We start from the raw sequence: 18,907 nt of genomic DNA, 5'->3' as shown, positions 1-18,907 counted from the left end.
TCGACATGATTGCCCCGGCCCCTCCCCGTTTGCTGTTCCTCGATCTGCGCCAGCAAGGCGACGGTGCCATGCCACCGGTGGCCGGCCTCGAGCCTATCAGCCCGTCGCTGGGCAACAACTGCAACAAGGCCACTAACGCCCTCGCTGTTTTCGTCGCCATCGACGGCGACGCCGCCTATGCCGACTGGCGCAAGCGCCTGCATCCGCTGTGCCCGCGCGCCTTCCCGCACGTCATCCTGCTCGCTCCCTACGATCCGGCCCTGGCCCGCAAGGTGATGGCCGACGACGCGGCCGACTGCTGCGCCATCGACGATCTCGAACGCATGGAATTGATCGCCGCCCGTCTCGAACGGCGCCGCGACCCGGACTCGGAAGACGGCCGCGAAGCCAGTGAGGCCATGCTCTACGTACGTATGCAGACCGCTGTCGACATGCTGCCCAGCCCGCTGTTCATGAAGGACCGCAACGGCCGGTATATCGCCTGCAACAAGGCGTTTGAGGACTACATCGGACAATCGCGCGACGCCATTCTCGGCGCGACGGTTTTCGACGTGGCGCCGGCCGATCTGGCGCGGATTTACGCCCGGGCCGACCAGGCGCTGATGACGCAGGGCGGCAAGCAGAGCTACGAAGCCCAGGTGCGCTACGCCGACGGCAGCTATCACGACGTGATTTTCTACAAATCGGTGTTCTATGCCGCGACGGGTGAAGCGGACGGCATTTCAGGAACCATGCTCGACATCAGCGAGCGCAAGCAGCTGGAAAAACAGCTGGAAATTGCCGCGTCGACCGACTTCCTGACCGGCATCAACAACCTGCGCACCTTCTACGAGCTGGCCGGGCAGGAATTCAGGCGTTTCAGCCGCAACGGCGGCGACCTGTCGCTGGTGGTCATCGATCTCGACCATTTCAAGCAGACCAACGACCGGCTCGGCCATGCCGCCGGCGACGAGGCACTACGCCTGTTCGTCGCGGCGGTGCAAGGCAGTCTGCGCGACCAGGACATCTTTGCCCGGGCCGGCGGCGACGAATTCCGCCTGCTCCTGCCCGGTACCGATCTGACCGGTGCCATCCTGGTCGCCGAACGCATCCGCCTGGCCGTCGCCCGCCTGCAGGTCAGCAGCCCAGGCGGATCGGTGCATTTGTCGATCAGTGCCGGCGTTTGCTGCTGCCTGCCCGGCGACGAAAGCCTCGACGCCGTGATCCGGCGCGCCGACGCCGAGTTGTACCGGGCCAAGGCGGCCGGCCGCAACCGCGTTTATTCGCCGCAAACTCCCCAATAAAAAGGTTCATCGCGCTTTTCCCGGAAAAGTGCGATGAACCAAAAAAATGGGCACCCGCAGGTGCCCAAAGGGAGAGAGACTAAATTTCTTTGCTTAGTGGTGGTAGGCGCTTTCGCCGTGCGAGGTAAGGTCCAGACCTTCACGCTCTTCTTCTTCCGGCACACGCAGACCGATCACGATATCGACCAGCTTGTAGGCGACGATGGAGACGACGCCCGACCAGACGACCACGGTGCCGACGCCCCACAGCTGGCTGATCACCTGGGCGGTCATGTCGAAATCGCCGACCTTGTTGGCCACGTAGTCATAGACACCCGTACCGCCGAGGGCCGGATCGACGAACACGCCGGTCAGGATGGCACCGAGGATGCCGCCGACGCCGTGCACACCGAAGACGTCCAGCGAGTCATCGGCACCGAGCAGCTTCTTCAGGCCATTGACGCCCCACAGGCAGACGATGCCGGCGAGCAGGCCGATGATGATGGCCCCCATCACGCCGACGAAGCCGGCGGCCGGGGTGATCGCCACCAGACCGGCGACGGCGCCGGAAGCGGCACCCAGCATGGAGGGCTTACCCTTCAGGATCCATTCGGCGAACATCCAGGACAGTGCGGCACAAGCCGTGGCGACCCAGGTGTTGACCATGGCCAGGGCGGCACCGCCGGAGGCTTCGAGAGCGGAACCGGCGTTGAAGCCGAACCAGCCGAACCACAGCAGGGAAGCACCGATCATGGTGAAGGTCAGGGAGTGGGGAGCCATCGAGACGTTGCCCAGGCCGGTACGCTTGCCGACCATGTAGGCACCTACCAGACCGGCGATCGCGGCGTTGATGTGCACCACGGTGCCGCCTGCGAAGTCGAGAGCGCCCTTCTGGAACAGGAAGCCAGCAGTCTTACCGGCCAGCTCACCGGCAGCAGCGTCGACATAGGCATCCGGACCCGCCCAGTACCAGACCATGTGGGCCATCGGGATGTACGACAGGGTGAACCAGATCACCATGAAGACCAGGATGGCAGAGAACTTGGCACGCTCGGCGAAGGCACCGACGATCAGGCCGCAGGTGATGGCCGCGAAGGCGCCCTGGAAGACGACGTAGGCCAGTTCGGAGATATTGACGCCCTTGGAGAAGGTAGCGGCAACGGAATCGACCGTCACGCCCTTCAGGAACAGCTTGTCGAGCACGCCGAAGAATTCGTTGCCCTCGGTGAAGGCAGCGGAGTAGCCGTAGATCACCCAGAGAACCGAAATCAGCGAGAAGGTCACGAAAACCTGCATGAGCACCGACAGCATGTTCTTGGTGCGGACCAGGCCGCCGTAGAACAGGGCCAGGCCCGGGATGGACATCAGGATGACCAGCGCGGCACTCATCATGACCCAGGCGTTGTCGCCCTTGTTGGGCGGTACCGGGGCTGCGGCAGGTGCCGGAGCGGCAGCTTCGGCGGCAGCTTCGGCGGCAGCTTCGGCGGCAGCGGGGGCCGCAGCCGGGGCAGCAGCAGCCGGGGCAGCGGCCGGAGCCGGTGCGGTGGCAGCTTCGGGTGCGGCGGCCTTTTCTTCAGCCCAGGACGGAGCACCGAACGTAACGGCGCCGACTACAGCCAGCAATGCGAATAAGCGTTTCATGGGGCGCTCCTTACAGTGCATCGGTACCGGTTTCACCGGTCCGGATACGAATGACTTGTTCGACGTCGAAGACGAAGATCTTGCCGTCGCCGATCTTGCCGGTGGATGCCGACTTTTCGATGGCTTCGATGACCTGATCGAGCTGCTCGTCCTTGACGGCGGCTTCGATCTTCACCTTGGGCAGGAAATCGACGACATATTCGGCACCGCGATACAGCTCGGTATGCCCTTTCTGCCGGCCGAAACCCTTCACTTCTGTGACCGTGATGCCTTGCACGCCGATGGCGGACAACGCTTCACGCACTTCGTCAAGCTTGAACGGCTTGATGATGGCGGTAACGAATTTCATGATGAGTAGTTCCCCATTTAGGTTGAAATCTGACTTCCCCCACCGGCGCCGGCCGATGCACTAGCGGGGGAAGTTTTAGGTTTGCTTAGAAAGTCTTGGCGAAGGAGACCAGCGCGGTGCCTTTGGCGACGTTCTTGTTGTTCCAGCAGTAAGCGGGAACGCTGTCGCCACAGGTATTGGCATTGGTGTCGGTGTAAGCCAGGCCGAAGACGCCGAAGCCGACATCCTTGGTCACGCCCAGCTTCCAGTCGGTGTAGGAAGCGTCGCTGAAGTTCTTGATCTTCTGGTGGCCGAGGTGGGCCTGCACGCCCCAGCCGTCGCCCAGATCGTAGTTGGCCGACAGATCGATATAGCCCGAACCGCGGGTATTTTCGCCATTGGTGCCGGACCAGCCGACCATGTATTGCGAAATCGTGTGGTTGTACTTCAGGGTGATGAACTTCCAGCCGATGGCACCGTAGACTTCCATGGTGTCCGGCGTCACGCCGCCCAGGGAGGTACCCGGGTAGTAATACTTGATGGCGCCGACGTCGAAAGTGAAGTCGCTGGCGAAGGAGCCTTTGTAGCCGCCGTAGAAGTCAGCTTCCAGGCTGCTGTTGTCCTTATAGTTGTTAACTTGGACCCAGGAAACGTTGGAACCCCAGACGCCGACATACAGACCGCTGGCGTGGTTGTAATCGAAACCGCCTTGCAGCGCCGGGTGGCCTTGGGTCTGGCTGATACCGCGGAAGATGTAATCGCTAACGACACCGATGTTGCCGGTCAGCGCGGGGGCCGGGGCGGCAGCTTCTTCGGCAAAGGCCGGAGCGGCAAAGGCGCCGACGAGGGCCAGGGCGATCAGAGACTTCTTCATTTTTTCTCTCCTACTGATTGATGAATACGAAAACGAAAATTGTGCGATACAGCATTAGCAGGACGCGTGCCAGGCCTGTTTTTGATAGCAATCAAGGACTTGATGGGTATTACCAAGGTAATGCACCAAACCGGCGCACCAAAATTGTGCAGTTACAGAGTGTTACGCACCAAGCATGAGCGATGATCCAAAAGAAGGGTCTATCCCCCTGTGATAAACTGCCCGGCCACGGAGGAATACCATGCTCGACCCCAAGATTCTGGAAGATTTCGGCGCCAAGATGAGCGCCCTGCTGGCCAATACACCGGCCAAAGATATCGAAAAAAATGCCAAGGCGATGATGGGCGGCTTCTTTGCCAAGCTTGATTTGGTCACCCGCGAGGAATTCGATGTCCAGGCCGAAGTGCTGGCGCGCACCCGCGACAAGCTGACGGCGCTGGAAGCCCGCGTCGAAGCGCTGGAAAAGGCCCGCTCGGGCCAGTAAGCCACGCATGGCGCTGGCCGTCGCCCACAGTCGCGGACTGGATGGCCTCAATGCGCCGCCGGTCATCGTCGAAGCCCATCTGGCCAGCGGACTGCCCAGTTTCGCACTGGTCGGCCTGCCCGATATCGAAGTCAAGGAAGCACGCGACCGCGTACGGGCAGCCATCGTCAATTCCGGCTTCGAGTTCCCGGCCAAGCGGATCACCGTCAACCTGGCACCGGCCGATCTGCCCAAGGAATCCGGGCGTTTCGACCTGCCCATCGCCCTCGGCATCCTGGCCGCCAGCGGTCAGATCCCGGCGGCCCAGCTCGCCGATTACGAATTCGCCGGCGAATTGTCGCTGTCCGGGGAATTGCGCCCCATCCGCGGCGCGCTGGCCATGGCCCTGCAGACCAGCAATGGCCACAAGGCCTTCATCCTGCCCGAGGAAAGCGCCCGGGAAGCGGCGCTGACCGGTTCGGCGCACATCCTGTCCGCCCGCTCCCTGCTCGGCGTCTGCGCCCACCTGGCCGACCGTGAGGCCTTGCCAGCTGCGGAGACCGCCGCCGATGCGCCGGGCCGCCCGCTGCTTGCCGACCTCGCCGAAGTGCGTGGCCAGATTCAAGCCAAGCGCGTGCTGGAAATCGCCGCCGCCGGTTGCCATTCCCTGCTGATGATCGGTCCGCCCGGTTCCGGCAAGTCCATGCTCGCCGCACGTCTGCCCGGCCTGATGCCCGACCTGGACAACGAAGCCGCCAAGGGTTCGGCGGCCGTCCTGTCGCTGGTCGGCCAGTTCCGACCGGAGAGCTTCGGTTTACGCCCGTACCGTCAACCGCACCATACCGCCTCGGCCATCGCGCTGGTCGGCGGCGGTGTTAGTTCCAACACTAATTGCGAATATCGCCAGTTCTCACGAAATTAAGTGCGAGCGAACATCGATATTTGCGAATTCCGGTAGGGCCAAAAAGCTTCCACAGCATCGGGTAGCCAAGAATCTCGGCTGCTCGGTGAGGTTTTCTGGTCTCCAACTGCTCGTAGTGGTCGAACCTATTTGGCCACCACCCATTCCTCCACCGAACGTTTTCTAGACCAACTCCCTCACGGGCTTAGTCTCTTCAAGCAATGAATATCAGAACGATATTGATGCATCAACGAATCGATCGAGGAATAAAAGTGAAACAACAAAACTTTGGCCGTCATGCGGCTTTAAATTCGCCTGTAAATTCTCATCAATTGTTCCGGACACGCAACGCCTTACCGAACCAGCTGCTTGAAAAGGTCTGTGCATCTGCATGTCTAAGACATCTGCCTTGGCTCGACATGAGCATTCGTCCTGGTGAGCGAGAGTACTTCGAAGCATGGGCAAAACATCGCACTGTTTCTGCCATTCGACAATTAAATATACAAGAGGGGAAGACCTTTGCTGCCCTTGGCCCCCAAGGTTTCTGGACCCTTCAGGAGAAGCGATTTGGGCGATGGTGGCGCCCACATAAATTAGAAGAAGTATTTGTTGAAATCATGTATCCCACTTGGGACAGCATGCTTGAGAAGAACCCGTCCTATTTGATCGTGATAAGCAGCGGCCCCACCGGCTCACACGCCATTTATCAAAACGATCAGTTTCAGCATCTTGTTACCGAGGAAAATGAGAAGTGGCTAAAAGACGTTTCAAACAGGTCAATCGCTATTGGTCAGGATGGAATCGAACGTTACGCCTCTAATGACCTAGCTCCTCGGGAAAAGCCCGAATCATCATTGCAACTGCATATTCATGAGGCTCTGTCATAGGCCTAGCTAGAAAATCAGAATTCATTTTGAATACGTCGACATCTTTAAGATGAACTATCCCAGGAGAGCCACCGCTCCTGGGAATAGCGTACTCTGCTCGAACAATCCGGAATTCTCCTTCGGTCCGAATCCACAAGTCCTCAAAACTCCTGACTCTGGCATCGAACCAGAAGCGATACCACTCCCGACGCTTGTACTTGGTTTTTTCAGATCTATCCAGAATCGGAGGATAGTCACTCCATACCAGGAATATGTAGGGAACTTCCCATTCCGACAAAGAGGGGCGATGCCACAACTTCATCTTATCCGCTATGTGAATCATTTCGATAAAGCGGTGAATATCTGCATATCCTCGTAAATGGCTTTTGAGCAGCCCCCAATGCTGCTTCCAATTTCTGAAGAAACTAGCCCTTAACTGTCGGCCCCGCTCACAGTCGGGTGGCACATCCGTCAGAAATTCGTATTTTCGGTCTGCTAGATTACGTAGAGGGCAAAATGGGGCCTGCGCAGAACTACCAATATGGGAAAAATGCCTGTCGTGCGGAGCCCTGTCTTCTCCAACAAGTTTTACATCCTCAAGGCAGGCTGGGCAGCGTGCTTGAGGGCGAGGTGTGTAAAGCCAGCGCCGGTCATGCTTACCGCCATAGTGTGCAAAATACGCTTGAGTTGTACATTCTTCATCCCGATCTGGCCAAAATGCTTTTTTCATAAATCTCTTTTCACCGTCCCAAAATTCTCTGTCCAGCGATTAGTTAAACCGCACCCATTCATCCGTCAGACAGTGCGTGGATCCGCCACTAAATCAACGTTAGACCACCTCGGAAATTCTTGGCGGACTAATCCTGTTGCGTATAAATTGCATTACAGACATGGGTGGGGAGCGTAGCTTCCAGCTTGAAAAGAAGCCGAACCTTATTGCCTCCGCAATTAGGTTCATCCGCATATCTGCTGCTTTACAGCAATCGATATAGCGCCGCCCAATGGCACCGCACCCGCAGTGCTCACCATCCCGCAGTTCCAGGAGACGCTCGTAAGGCTGGGAGACCGCTTGCGGCCCTGGCCAGTGCCCAAGTACCTCATAATGGAGCTGCCGCAGTGCCCATACTGAATAGAGATCGAGAAGTTCAACAAGTGAATCCCCGAAGGCCCACGTGCCGTCTGTCGGCTCGAAAGCACAGATAGAACCGTCAGGGAAATTCGTGTGGCGAGGGCCGATCCACGACGCTCCAGCCATTTTGCTATACCAAAAGGCCCAGCCCCTTACGGCCTGCCTTTCGGCTGAAATAGCTATGAGGAAACTTACTTTCCGCCCCAGTCCGGAAAGGAGAGAGCTTTCTGAATACAACCAAAAGCCCTCCTCCTGTTCCCACATCTGCGTGCCCGGGTAGGCTTCGCATACCGACGTCAACGAGCTCCGGTATATGTTTCCTTGCCCTGAGCTGACGACCGGTGGGGTTGCACGGGTCGCCCATGATCCTGGGGTGATCCATGGTCCACTGGGCGGCCTTTGCCATCCGACGGCCCCTGACCATGGTTCGGCTGGGGATCCTCGCGATCTTTTTGATTCATGATACTGCTCCTTGCCCAGCGGATTGAGGTAAGCAGTGGATTGGCTGGGCCAAACAAATCCACCGTTTTTCACTACAGGAAAGATGTGTCGATCAAGCTGCCGACCAATCTCCCCCAAAAGATTCTTCGCGTTTTCATTCATAGATAAGGCCTTCACTGAATTCACAACGAAGCCATCCAAAAGACCCAGCTACGCATAAGCTGGAAATAACAAGCACCGATGGAATGGGCTTCGCAAAGAGCTGTGCAGTTAATTCGTTCATATCCTTACCCATAAAAATGGGGACAATGACGTCCCCACCTCTTACTTTTCTCGACGAACACCTTTAAACGGAAGCCCGTCAGACTTGACGTCCATAAACTGCCCGGTTTTGGTATCGCGCTTGACCCAGTGCCCCGACGGGGTCTGTGTCTGAGAACGCTGTCTGACGGCACCGTTGCGGTGACCATCACCTTTAGGTGGATTAGTTGCCATGAAAGAAACTCCTGAACGATTGATGATTTGATGTGTAATTGCGATTTTGCAACCACGAGGTGGACTCTATAGCGTTGCCACATCGGCTGTCAATTGCTTATTTGCAATTTTTTTGGCGTACGCTCATTGCATGAGTACGCTTGTCGGCGCCTACGCTTTTCTTAGCAGGGGGCTAAGGAGGCAACACGGTAATGGGCACTATGGGGACGCCTCACAGCGAACGATGGAAGGTGGATGTCGCTTACAGAAATCTATGCTTGAACGGTTCCAAAGAGCGATTCTCTAAAAAAGAAGCGCGAAGGCGCTGAGAACCGTCGAGCTTGTAATCAAGTGGCATTTTGCTATAGTTCAAGCAACCAGAATTCGCCAGAGAAGTAAAATCACTTTAAGTCAAGGGGTTAAGTCGTTGACTTGGTGCACATTTTTAACTTCTCACCATCAACATTAACGGGAGAATCCTCATGCTCGCAGCCTTTCCTGAGAAAAGCGGCAGTTCTCTTGACCTCGTCACGCTTGTGCTATCTATGATTGCAAAGGACGGACAGACAGTACCGCAGCAACTAAAGACGTTACTAGTGAACGTAATTGGTGAAGCAAAGACGCTTGCACAAGATCCCAAGCGACAGGGGGCAGTGCGTTACCCAGAATCTATTTTGCTTGCCCTTGAGATGCGTGACGAGGCAGATCTTGCCGACTCGGTAATGCATGTCACCAACTTCGAAAGCATTGGCCCAGAAGTGGCTAACCGCATGCTCTCCTTCATGGGACATCACACTGCTTAACAAGACCAACCTTCGACTGTTAGAGGGACAGCTCGAGGAAATTGCTGAAACCCCGTACTTCGATGCCCCTTTAAGCAGATACGTCTCGCAGTTGATCGACGTGACTCGTAAGTTACGCGACAACTGCGCAGAGGTGCCCCCCTTGGTAATCGAACGCTGCACGCTGTCGATCGCATCTGCGACACAATTTCTTGCTGGCAGCACGTCGAAGCGAATCCCATACGAAATTGTGCATGGTTTATTGCTGGCCCTACGCGGATGGATTTCGCGACCTGCCGTTATAACAACTGCGATTTCCCAAGACTTGTATCGAGGCTTCTTTTTCCGCGGAGTCGATCCCCATTTCCATACCTTGGCGGAAGCCTTTCTTGAGGTTTCATTTGAAGCCGATTTAGTCCAGATATCTCTTCCGCAAATTTACAGACATCGGCCGCTATATAACACTCCTCTTTACCACGAACTGGGTCACTTCATCGACCAACATCATGGGATCACAGATCGCTCTTTGACGTTGTACGACGAGCATTGGCAGCTACCCGGACTAGAACTCGATAGCCTCTCGAATGCATCGCTGCAAGCGATACAAAAAAATCATCGAGGCGAATATTTCGCGGATTTATTTGCCGTCAGCTTTGCAGGAACTGCCTTCAGTGGCTTCCTCGATGCGTTTGCGGGGGATAGTCCAGCAGGAATATCTCACCCAGCGACAGCAGAACGGTTAAGGGTAGTTGAGGACTTCCTCGAAGGTAAGCCAAATGCAGTGGTAGAGCTTTTCCAGACCACGCTCAGTGCGCTAGAGCTTCCAAACCTACAGCTCCAATTCGAGGTGCCGGATGTTACCGAATTCTTTGATAACGTACGGCCATATCCTCTTACGTCAGATCGACAAGTCCATGGCATTTTTGATAGCAGCTGGCGCTATCTGGAGAATATTTGGGCTCATCCTAATGGTCACTGGGAAGACCTAGGAAATAATGACAAGATTGAGCAAGCAATAAATGACTTAGTTGAAAAATCAATTAGAAACCGAATGATCAGCATGAAATGGAGGGGCCATGCATCTTCTTGATCGGGCCGCCATTTTGGATTCCTTGCAATCCTCTGCCCCGGATTCTTTATTTATTGACCCCCTCCTTGAAGAGACGCAAGTCGGAAACGTCACCATTGACCTGCGCCTCGGTTACGATTTTCTAGTTTCTATTCTCACTCGAAAACCGTCTATCAGCATTACTCGCGAGGCAGATGGCTCACACCGAGCAATAAAGACATATTTCCAAGAGACACGGCGAGAAATTGGCGAAAAATTTGTTGTCTATCCTAACCAAGTCGTACTTGCGACAACTCTTGAATATCTTTCGCTCCCCCCCGATGTATACGCTGACGTATTGTCTAGAAGCAGTTATACCCGCTTAGGCGTACCTATTAACACAATGCTTCAACCTGGTTATCGCGGTTGTGCCGCATTAGAGTTATTCAACCATGGGAACAGCCCGATTGAATTAGTTGTTGGCTGTCGTATTTGCCAACTTCGCTTATATCGACTCAATGCACCGAGGTCGTATCTAGACGAAGGCCATCCCAGAAAATATTTTGGTACAGTTAGACCCGTGGTTTCTGCTGCAGATAACGACCCCGAACTTCAAAAACTGGGGCAGATAAGGTGTTCTGGAGGAGCCCTAACTTAATCAATCGGCTTGAGACAACATTAACTCGCCGATTTGCTTTATTTATATTTAAGCATGCATATTTATTAGCAATAAATAGATTTTCATTTATGTGAAAGATATTAGTCTTTCACTCAATTTACGCTCTCGCCGCAAATTTATTGAATTAATCTGATGGGATTTTTATCTTATTTAAATTGAAATTTCGGAGCACAATTGCTAAAATGCAACGATCAACGGGGAGATTAAAATGCATGCAGCTACGCTATCGTCATTGGAGAGACAGGTGAATACACAGGTTGGAGACTTCGATGCCATGGCGTTCTATCGAGCACTCGATGCAGAGAGAGAAAGAAAGCTGCTCAATTGGAAACAGCTTTCTCAAGCAACTGGCGTGAGTGCATCAACGCTCACGAGAATGGCTCAAGGGCGGCGCCCTGATGCTGATAGTTTGGCAAAGCTTGCAGCATGGGCAGGGCTGAATCCAGCAGATTATGTTGATAGAATGGGACGCGGCCCAGCAGAGGAGTCGCTAACAAAAGTTCTCGCCTATTTCCGTGCTGACTCCAGCCTTACAAAAGAAGCAGCTGTTGCGCTAGAAGAAATGGTGCAAGCTGCTTATAACCGCCTAAAGAACAAGAATTGACGCTCCGACGAGGATTCAAGACCGAAGCCAAGCAACTAGCTGCGGAAATCCGTTCAGAATTAGGGCTATCACCAATAGATCCGTTAGACCCCAAGGCTCTAGCCGAGCACTTGGCAATCGACATTCTCCCTCTTAGCGATTTCAGGGAAGAAGCGCCTGCTGTGATGCACTTCCTAGAAGAGGGGGTCGGAGTATTCTCGGCAATAACAATTTTTTTCGATACCGCCAGAATCATTATCCATAACGATAGGCACTCGGAAGGCAGACAGCGCAGCAATCTTGCGCATGAGCTTGCTCACGCACTATTGCAGCATCAACCTATGCCGTTATTTTCGGACCTGGGTCTGAGGCATTTCAACAAAGACATGGAAGATGAAGCCAATTGGCTCAGTGGAACGCTACTTGTTTCAGAGCAGGCTGCACTGCATATCGCGCGAAGTGAAATCGAAGTAAATTCTGCCGCCGAGCTCTATGGCGTCAGCACCAAAATGCTTCAATATCGCCTGAATGTGACCGGAGCCTACAAGCGAGTGGCTGCAATGCGTTAGCAATGGGGTCTGCGATTGACGGAACAACAGGCCGCATTTCCTCACTACACGATTCACTCAGTTTTCCAGTTCTATCTCCCGGCTCAGCACTTCAATCAGGTCGAATTTGTGAATTTGGTGTACAGAGGGGGGATTTCTCACTTGTACACCTTCAACAATAGCGAATCTCTCAATCACATTCTCGGCATCGAATATTCCAATAAAACATGCTCGACGCTGGCGATGTCTCCCATCTGGCTCGGTATACAGAGTCACCGTATCAACGACCCCGTCCTCATCAACGATTGTCGGAAGTGCGAACACACATTCATCCCTTCCAAACGCGAGAAGCGGCTTGGCTCGAACAGTATTTCCTCTATCTCTTCGTTGAGACATCAGCATAGTCATTCCAGTCTTCACAAAATGTGGAAGATCGGTTGTATCGGCAATAGAGAGCGGCGAAGATCCGTTAACACATGCATCAACGGCACCAGCCTTCCCTGAACCATCGGGCTCACCAAACGCTAGCTGCTCCAGGGAGCCGTCGGCGTGCACACGCATGACACCAGCTACAGTCGAGGCGACAATTTGCTCCCTCCAGATTGACTTACCTTTCAGATCCGAGAAGCGATACGCTTGATCGAAAGGGATACGGCGAGGAGTCTTGGCCGAGCCTGGGTCTGTACTGCTGAGCATTGCTCCCGATTTCTTACTTTGAAATCGTTTTGCCGCACTGGTTTCTTTCAAAGGTCCTTCCATGCCTAGCCCCCTCTTTTTCAAGGTTCGGTCACTTACTTCGTAAGTTAGGGATTCAAATGGAAAGCGATGCGAACAATGCTGAAGGCGGAAAACCAAGAAATTACATCGGGAGCTCCCCGAGACGGGTAGCCACATTCCGTGGCTCACGATTGTCGTCAAACCCTGAAATGGGAAATAAGTATAGGGGTAGACGACTTCCCCCATAGAAGCAGCCCTGAGACAATGCCCATAAATATACGAAGCCGCTCGCCAAGCATACGGTTCTTGCGCGATGCGACCGATATCGGAGGCCGAAGTCCCGGACAAGCCATCCGCTAATTTGAGATGAAGGTGACGCCTGTCAAAGTCGTAGTATTTCTCGCGCCAAAGTGCCTCTTCTCGAAGAGGCTGGGTCACCAATCTATGGAGTAGTTTGCTCGATGAGCCAAAATAAAAACGGATCAGTTCGACACCAGGGATGATTACGGAAATGTCGTCAGTTGCCTTAACTTCCAAGCAGTAAGACTGAGTGTGATGGCGGTGCCAAGGATGCTCTGCAAATGGAAGGAGATAGCTCTCTTCGACCGACAATCCCGCCTTTACTACGGTTGTCGTCTCCGGAAATATTTTCAGACCAAAACTGTTTAATGAATACGGTGGGGACTTCGCGAAAGCCCCCTGCTGCCAGATATCGCCAATCCGAAGCATTGGTAAGCAACCGAGTGGCACCCAGACATCACGCTGTTGGGAAATATCGGTCCTGAACTCCGCTGAAGCCCCGAAATCATCTAGCGAACCCAGTAGCGGCGAAACTGCGACTTTGATGTAAGGGTGCCTATACTGCTTCACCATCCCCGGATACGCCAACTCTCCAAACCAATCAAGGCGCCATGGACGTTCGTCAGGCGTAAGCTGGGGCAAAGAAAATGTGAAAGTCATGGGTATGCCCGTAGCAAACGGCGCGCCTTCTGCGCCAGGTTCTCGACCCCGATACCATCTTCAGAGCTCCCAACGAAAAATGCTGTCCGCGGTTGGCCTCTAACCAACGCTCGGCGAGTGGTGATTAGGTACCAGACGAGATGTCCTTTAAGCACAGGGGGAAGTACAGTGGACCTCGGCGCCAATATGGGCTTGATTTCATCGAGAGAGATTCCAAGCACTTTCGATGCACTCCAGCCCATCACCTTCATCGTCAAAAAAATCATGCGATCTCGCTCGGATAGCAGCCGCCTCACGCTGCCAACCTCGAGTGATTGAATCCGGACAGCCAAAGCGGCCAGCACACTGTCAAACTCGTCGTCATTTCGTGGCCATGGACTCCCCCTCTCCATCTTGTAGCCACTCATAGCGTGCTCGCCTCTGCGCCCGATCGCCTGCTGTATGGACGCCTGGCTGACTGTTTTTCCTTGCCGAGCAAGATAGTTGGCTACCTGCCGGATTTCCGCTGCATTCGGGGCATATCTGGACCGGTCCAAATCCTGTTTTAGCACTTGGTCAAACCAGTACGGCACCTCGCAAAGGTCGCCAAGAACTAATGAGCGTCCCAATCCCGCTTCCCGACAGATTCGGATGAAACGGTTCGGATAGTCCATTAGCATCCAAAGAGCACTGAGTAACAAGCGATGCCGATCACGCAATCCCAAAGACTCGAACTTGGCAGATACCTGCACACGGGGCAAAACCAATTTTGTTGCTTGGGAAACCACCGCTTGTAGTTTATCGGAGCGTCGTGATTGCCCACTACTGGCCAGGATTTCGCACAGCCGGTGCAGTACTTGAAGCCAAAGATGAGCGTATTGGTGATAGTGCTGGCCAGCAACTGCAATCCCACCATCAATAAATGTCAGCAGAGAGCGGAGTGCAATATAGGTTTCTGCATCGAGCCAATCAGCCCCATACACTGGTGCCCGTCGATAGTCGAATCCGCAGCGCCAGCACAAGGTATGGTTACCAAGCTGCCCGTCTTTCCGAAGACCTAGATCATTCCGAAAATAAATGATCGGCGCGCCGCATTCCGGGCACCGATCATGGAGCAAGCTACCGTGTCGATCACAGATCGTAGATAAGGCCAGTCGCCAGCGGCGCCGGAAATACGGAACGGGGTCCCAGAACAGACACGTCGGACAAAACTGTACGCCATACGCGCGGCGGGTCCGATGATAGATGCCGAGGGGGAGTATCCAATGCGTAGTTCCTTGGGCATTGTGGTGCTCGAACAGAATGCCCTCATAACAAGACAGCATCCCGCCTCGCAGTTCATCAAGAGTTGAGCCCGTCCTAGTGCTCAATAGCTTGAGAAAGGCGTCACTGGCGGACCGATCAATATCCCTATTCCACGGAGAGGCACTTCGCCCAAAGGTTGTATTGGTAAAGGTTTGCAGTTTGATCCGATTGGCGTGAGCAATACGCAATATCCAGAAGCTTAGGAGTTCGTCCGGCAACCGGTGAGGATGAAGAGGCCAAAGGTCACCAGACAATCCCGACATGACGTCAGAGAGGCGCCCTTTCCCTCAGGCGAACCGAGGGCGATTTGTAGCCACAAACGTCCACCATCTCATCAGTTATACGCTCTAGGCCAGTATCGATTGCCAGCTTGGTGAGCTTACCGAGCAGGAGTTTCAACTCACCGATGGTCCCTTCACACCGGCAATGCAGCAGTGTGGCGAACTTCTTTTTGGAGAGTCCAGATGGATACTTCAGAGGAATGATTCGCTCGAAAGATGCCAGCAATTCCCGGAACGCAAGATCACATTGCCAGAGCGGCAAATACGCAGGGATGGCCCGATTCTCGAAGGCCGGCACTGTCCGAATCACCCGCATCATTTCTTCGGTACCAGCCATGGCAACTGGAATCTTCAGTTCGATCGACAACGAGCGCAGAGCATTTAAGAAAGTTTTCTGCTTAGCGATAGTTCCTGATTCAGCAAAATTGACCTCATCGATGATCAGCATTCCAACGTCGATATCGGACAGGATTCCAAAGACCATGGATTGCTTGTCCTTGGCTGACATGCTTGGGCGCACCTTGACAAATACCCGCCTAAAAATCTCATCATAGAGCCGCGACTCGTCCGGTAAGCCAGGACATTGGATCCGGAGAACCGGCAAGTGAATAGCACAGCCGGCCGGGTTATCGTCCGGCCTATGCTGTTCCAAGAAATAATCAAGGATACGGCTCTTCCCATTGTTCGTTCGGGAACAGATCGCCAAGAAAGGCATCCGAGCGACTTTCGGATGAGTGAAAAGATCCTCCAACTGATGCAGGATATCTTCTGCGGCTTGGTAAGGAATCCAACTGTCTCGCTTTACAAAGTCCACCCGCTCCTTGGTTGATCGCTCAAGCATTTGGCGTGCAATCTTAGCAAGGTGTGCGCCCACCTGATCCATGGTAGCGCTTTGATCACTCATCAATATCGGCCTCGACAATACCTACTGCAGGGGAAACGACTTCGTTATCATCGTCCTCCTGCGTTTCCGCTAAAGCAGCCATAGAATTCGGCGGAGCTAACGCAGACGCCAGAGGAGACTTTCGAATCCGGGTCGGCATGACAGGCTGCTGTTCCCGTTTCTCCTTTGCCCGCCGTGCCTTCTTGGTCTTGCGTTCGGCCTCTTCCTCGATGTCCCGCATCTCGAGGAGAGCCTCGAAAAGTAGTGCCTCGTTGACGTTCTTGTAGCCCTTTTCCCGCAATTTACGTTCAGCCGCCAGAACCTCCCACAGGCTCACCGGCGGATGAGAACGATCTCGATAGGGAATAGTGATAAAGGTCTTGCTGACGGGGTCCAAGAAATAGATTTCCCGCATATCTCGGGGATTGAAACGAACCAAAAACTTGCGTGCTTCTTTTGAGTTGTTAGGATCTTTGGACTTTATCCATGGCCGCAAAGCATCGTCGTAGTAATAGATCCAGTTCAGGACGACTCCATACTCCTGAACCGTCCTGGACTCAAAAGGCAAGAACTCAAGCATGAATGCATGAGGATCAGCCATACGTGCTGGTAGCCCAATACCAATTTGGTTCTCGGAGCCATGAATCCCTTCCCAATACTTGGCCATCGGCGTGTTCTTGATGCCCCGATGGAATTTATGGGGATAGTACTTGGCGATGTAAATGGTGAACCAACGCTCAAGCTCCTTGCGGGTCAGGATCGCCCGTCCTTCGGCATCGTATTCCTGCTTCTCCGCCACATTCGAGAAAGTCGTACCTTTCAGCCGATGAGCTCTCCGCATGAATGTGCGGAACCCGCGCTCCACGTGACCGCCGTACCTGGGCTGCCCCTTGGGCCGGTGCTCGACGGTGATGTCATACTCCTCGCATGCCCGTCCCACTACCGTACCGCGAAATTCCCTGGCGTTGTCCAAATGGATTTTGCGCATCTTGCCCCAGCAAGGCCATTCAACATTCACGTCCAGCTCTCGTAGCCACTCCTCTTTGGGGAGCACGGCATGCGAAATAGCTAGGCCGGTCGTGAAGGCACTGGGTTTTTCCAGGTAAATCGCAAAACCAATGATCATTCGGCTAAACACATCGATCACGATAGTCAGGTATGGACGGTCGATTGGGAGGCGGTCATGTTCGTCGACGACGATTACGTCCATGGGTGTGTGGTCGATCTGGACAACCGCAAGCGGGTAGTCAGCGCCCGGAAAATGTCCGCGGATAGGCTCGAAGATTTCAGCAGCGATCTTTTTGCTCCGGCGCTTCGCGATCTTGGTTCGTTCAGATATCTCATTTATTCGATTCCGAACTGTGTTGTCGTGGGGCTTCTTGACCTGATTTAGGCTGCAGAGGAGCCTGACCTCTTCAATGACGGTTTCGACATCCGGTTTCTCTGCAGTCAGATACTTGGTCTCAATTGCTTTCTGGATAATCGCTTCTTGGGGCTCGCTCAGGCGTTTTTCACCACAGTCTGAGCGGGGCTTCCGAAGAAAAACAGAAAGCCTTCCCGCCTTTTGGTATTTCTCGATCCAGCGATAGATTGTGCAGGGGGTGACGCGCAAAGATTCTGCCACCGCCTTCACGTCGGAAAGGTTACGGCGGGTAGTAGCATCGATGAGTGGTTTTAGCTTGGTGAACCTCTCGACAACAGCCCCCCACTCGGCCGCGTCGACCGTCACGAGATCTGGTGGCACGAATACTTGAGATTTCGGATTCGAATCGGCGGAAAGATACCTAACTAGGACACGAACAACTTTTGTGGTTCCAAGCTCACGGGCAATTACTGCATCGAACCCTTCGCAGTCGACCACGACCAGCCGACGCGTACCTTTTCGGACGATTGAGCCGGGTACAAAATTTATCTCAGTGGCACTCATGGATTTGGCAACGGCCAAATTGGGCTACACATGTCGAACTTCTGCATTAGATCTGCGCCGACACGGAAATTTGCAATTAACTTCCACAGCACTGGCAATAGCTTTGCCCGTTCCAACGCATTGTCCAAATGCAACGCCATCAGATTTGCTGGAGTCGTCTGACCCAAAAGCTTCAGGCGATCCAAGATCATAGCCTCGTGAGCGACAGTACTATCGACTTCGCGGTATGGCCTGAGAAATCGAGCGTTTCCCAGATAAGGCGTTCGGATTTCGCGCTCGGTAAATACTCGGAATTGCCAACCGCGTTCCTTGGCAAAGCGCCGAGCGGCACAGAAACGTTCCCTCAGTTCGTGGAATCGACCTCGATACTCATCACGATATTTGATCTCCGCCAATAGATGGGGCATGTCCCTGGCGGGAAGCACGTCTCGCCGATAGATGACGAGCACGTCTGGCCGGTAAGGCACCATTTCTCCTCTGCAGCCAGGGTAGTAAACATTGACGGGCTGAGTTTCGTGGCGCTCGACGTTCAGGTCGAAGGCAATCAGGTCAAGGAAATCACGTTCAAGCGCAGATTCGAACGGTTGACCAGAATGGCCATGCCTACCAGTGATGCTACGGCAGTTGATACCGATCTTGCGGACCGCCATTGCCTTTTCCCTTTGGCGCAACTGCGCCTAGATTTTGCAATTAGCATAGGTAGAAAAAAGGATTCTCGCAACAAGCGATATATCACCAGGAAAACAGTCTTAAAACAGTTCGATAGACAGACGCGCTATTTACCTACCTACCACTCAGGCGACTCCGGTCATAAATGGCTGCTTTCGTCAGCGGAC

Annotated in this window: 17 protein-coding genes and 1 pseudogene; 9 read left to right on the top strand and 9 right to left on the bottom strand. The window is 54.1% G+C overall.

From position 1 onward, the window contains the following. Positions 1 to 5: 5 nt before the first annotated feature. Positions 6 to 1,283 carry a GGDEF domain-containing protein gene (locus LZ012_RS02600; RefSeq protein WP_275707256.1) on the top strand — a complete coding sequence of 426 codons (1,278 nt, stop codon included), beginning with the start codon at positions 6 to 8 and terminating at the stop codon, positions 1,281 to 1,283. A 93-nt stretch (positions 1,284 to 1,376) separates the two neighbouring features. Here LZ012_RS02600 and LZ012_RS02595 read toward each other — a convergent pair whose 3' ends face one another. The 3 genes from LZ012_RS02595 to LZ012_RS02585 form a co-directional block, all read right to left on the bottom strand. After that, positions 1,377 to 2,903, bottom strand: a complete 1,527-nt coding sequence (locus LZ012_RS02595) for an ammonium transporter (RefSeq protein WP_275707254.1) — start codon at positions 2,901 to 2,903, stop codon at positions 1,377 to 1,379. Positions 2,904 to 2,913: 10 nt separating this feature from the next. Next, on the bottom strand, positions 2,914 to 3,252 hold the full coding sequence (gene glnK / locus LZ012_RS02590; RefSeq protein WP_027456934.1) for a P-II family nitrogen regulator: 339 nt from the start codon (positions 3,250 to 3,252) through the stop codon (positions 2,914 to 2,916). Between the two features lie 85 nt (positions 3,253 to 3,337). Next, positions 3,338 to 4,105: a TorF family putative porin gene (locus LZ012_RS02585; RefSeq protein ID WP_275707252.1), complete on the bottom strand. Its 768-nt coding sequence runs from the start codon at positions 4,103 to 4,105 to the stop codon at positions 3,338 to 3,340. Positions 4,106 to 4,346: 241 nt separating this feature from the next. On the opposite strand from LZ012_RS02585, the gene LZ012_RS02580 reads away from it, so the two are divergent. From LZ012_RS02580 to LZ012_RS02545, 8 genes are all read left to right on the top strand, one after another. Then, positions 4,347 to 4,589: an accessory factor UbiK family protein gene (locus LZ012_RS02580; RefSeq protein ID WP_275707250.1), complete on the top strand. Its 243-nt coding sequence runs from the start codon at positions 4,347 to 4,349 to the stop codon at positions 4,587 to 4,589. A 7-nt stretch (positions 4,590 to 4,596) separates the two neighbouring features. After that, the gene (locus LZ012_RS02575; RefSeq protein WP_338033134.1) at positions 4,597 to 5,490 is read left to right on the top strand and encodes a YifB family Mg chelatase-like AAA ATPase; all 894 of its coding nucleotides are present in this window, start codon (positions 4,597 to 4,599) and stop codon (positions 5,488 to 5,490) included. 251 nt (positions 5,491 to 5,741) lie between these two features. Further along, the gene (locus tag LZ012_RS02570) at positions 5,742 to 6,356 is read left to right on the top strand and encodes a hypothetical protein (protein ID WP_275707248.1); all 615 of its coding nucleotides are present in this window, start codon (positions 5,742 to 5,744) and stop codon (positions 6,354 to 6,356) included. Between the two features lie 2,505 nt (positions 6,357 to 8,861). Further along, on the top strand, positions 8,862 to 9,182 hold the full coding sequence (locus LZ012_RS02565) for a hypothetical protein (RefSeq protein ID WP_275707246.1): 321 nt from the start codon (positions 8,862 to 8,864) through the stop codon (positions 9,180 to 9,182). 142 nt (positions 9,183 to 9,324) lie between these two features. After that, on the top strand, positions 9,325 to 10,251 hold the full coding sequence (locus LZ012_RS02560) for a M48 family metalloprotease (protein ID WP_275707244.1): 927 nt from the start codon (positions 9,325 to 9,327) through the stop codon (positions 10,249 to 10,251). Continuing rightward, complete coding sequence (dcd, locus tag LZ012_RS02555; protein WP_275707242.1) at positions 10,238 to 10,867, top strand: dCTP deaminase; 630 nt, start codon at positions 10,238 to 10,240, stop codon at positions 10,865 to 10,867. The genes LZ012_RS02560 and dcd overlap by 14 nt, the downstream gene beginning before the upstream one ends. A 265-nt stretch (positions 10,868 to 11,132) precedes the next feature. Next, positions 11,133 to 11,492, top strand: a complete 360-nt coding sequence (locus tag LZ012_RS02550) for a helix-turn-helix domain-containing protein (RefSeq protein ID WP_275707240.1) — start codon at positions 11,133 to 11,135, stop codon at positions 11,490 to 11,492. Next, positions 11,489 to 12,040: an ImmA/IrrE family metallo-endopeptidase gene (locus tag LZ012_RS02545; RefSeq protein WP_275707238.1), complete on the top strand. Its 552-nt coding sequence runs from the start codon at positions 11,489 to 11,491 to the stop codon at positions 12,038 to 12,040. The genes LZ012_RS02550 and LZ012_RS02545 overlap by 4 nt, the downstream gene beginning before the upstream one ends. A 57-nt stretch (positions 12,041 to 12,097) precedes the next feature. Here the strand turns inward: LZ012_RS02545 and LZ012_RS02540 are convergent, their stop codons facing one another. The 6 genes and pseudogenes from LZ012_RS02540 to LZ012_RS02520 form a co-directional block, all read right to left on the bottom strand. Then, a complete protein-coding gene (locus LZ012_RS02540) occupies positions 12,098 to 13,696 on the bottom strand; it encodes a hypothetical protein (RefSeq protein WP_275707236.1) in 1,599 nt (532 codons plus the stop codon). Continuing rightward, positions 13,693 to 14,793, bottom strand: coding sequence for a hypothetical protein (locus LZ012_RS02535; RefSeq protein ID WP_275707234.1), 1,101 nt, complete (start codon positions 14,791 to 14,793; stop codon positions 13,693 to 13,695). Before LZ012_RS02535 ends, LZ012_RS02540 begins: the two co-directional genes overlap by 4 nt. A 6-nt stretch (positions 14,794 to 14,799) precedes the next feature. Continuing rightward, positions 14,800 to 15,243: pseudogene (locus tag LZ012_RS19770) on the bottom strand (TniQ family protein); the annotation flags it as partial. A 4-nt stretch (positions 15,244 to 15,247) separates the two neighbouring features. After that, a complete protein-coding gene (locus tag LZ012_RS02530; RefSeq protein WP_275707232.1) occupies positions 15,248 to 16,165 on the bottom strand; it encodes a TniB family NTP-binding protein in 918 nt (305 codons plus the stop codon). Beyond that, the gene (locus LZ012_RS02525; protein WP_275707230.1) at positions 16,158 to 18,071 is read right to left on the bottom strand and encodes a Mu transposase C-terminal domain-containing protein; all 1,914 of its coding nucleotides are present in this window, start codon (positions 18,069 to 18,071) and stop codon (positions 16,158 to 16,160) included. Before LZ012_RS02525 ends, LZ012_RS02530 begins: the two co-directional genes overlap by 8 nt. Beyond that, positions 18,068 to 18,721 carry a TnsA endonuclease N-terminal domain-containing protein gene (locus LZ012_RS02520; RefSeq protein WP_275707229.1) on the bottom strand — a complete coding sequence of 218 codons (654 nt, stop codon included), beginning with the start codon at positions 18,719 to 18,721 and terminating at the stop codon, positions 18,068 to 18,070. The genes LZ012_RS02525 and LZ012_RS02520 overlap by 4 nt, the downstream gene beginning before the upstream one ends. Positions 18,722 to 18,907: the final 186 nt, after the last annotated feature.

Source organism: Dechloromonas hankyongensis, assembly GCF_022012295.1.
Classification (GTDB): domain Bacteria; phylum Pseudomonadota; class Gammaproteobacteria; order Burkholderiales; family Rhodocyclaceae; genus Azonexus; species Azonexus hankyongensis.
Note: the sequence above shows the minus strand (reverse complement) of the source record. Positions and strands in the feature narration are given on the sequence as shown.

Excerpts from the sequence above, each read along its gene's own strand:
- LZ012_RS02600 (WP_275707256.1), top strand. The coding sequence starts at position 6 with ATGATTGCCCCGGCCCCTCCCCGTTTGCTGTTCCTCGATCTGCGCCAG.
- LZ012_RS02595 (WP_275707254.1), bottom strand. The coding sequence starts at position 2,903 with ATGAAACGCTTATTCGCATTGCTGGCTGTAGTCGGCGCCGTTACGTTC.
- glnK (WP_027456934.1), bottom strand. The coding sequence starts at position 3,252 with ATGAAATTCGTTACCGCCATCATCAAGCCGTTCAAGCTTGACGAAGTG.
- LZ012_RS02585 (WP_275707252.1), bottom strand. The coding sequence starts at position 4,105 with ATGAAGAAGTCTCTGATCGCCCTGGCCCTCGTCGGCGCCTTTGCCGCT.
- LZ012_RS02580 (WP_275707250.1), top strand. The coding sequence starts at position 4,347 with ATGCTCGACCCCAAGATTCTGGAAGATTTCGGCGCCAAGATGAGCGCC.
- LZ012_RS02575 (WP_338033134.1), top strand. The coding sequence starts at position 4,597 with ATGGCGCTGGCCGTCGCCCACAGTCGCGGACTGGATGGCCTCAATGCG.
- LZ012_RS02565 (WP_275707246.1), top strand. The coding sequence starts at position 8,862 with ATGCTCGCAGCCTTTCCTGAGAAAAGCGGCAGTTCTCTTGACCTCGTC.
- dcd (WP_275707242.1), top strand. The coding sequence starts at position 10,238 with ATGCATCTTCTTGATCGGGCCGCCATTTTGGATTCCTTGCAATCCTCT.
- LZ012_RS02540 (WP_275707236.1), bottom strand. The coding sequence starts at position 13,696 with ATGACTTTCACATTTTCTTTGCCCCAGCTTACGCCTGACGAACGTCCA.
- LZ012_RS02530 (WP_275707232.1), bottom strand. The coding sequence starts at position 16,165 with ATGAGTGATCAAAGCGCTACCATGGATCAGGTGGGCGCACACCTTGCT.
- LZ012_RS02525 (WP_275707230.1), bottom strand. The coding sequence starts at position 18,071 with ATGAGTGCCACTGAGATAAATTTTGTACCCGGCTCAATCGTCCGAAAA.
- LZ012_RS02520 (WP_275707229.1), bottom strand. The coding sequence starts at position 18,721 with ATGGCGGTCCGCAAGATCGGTATCAACTGCCGTAGCATCACTGGTAGG.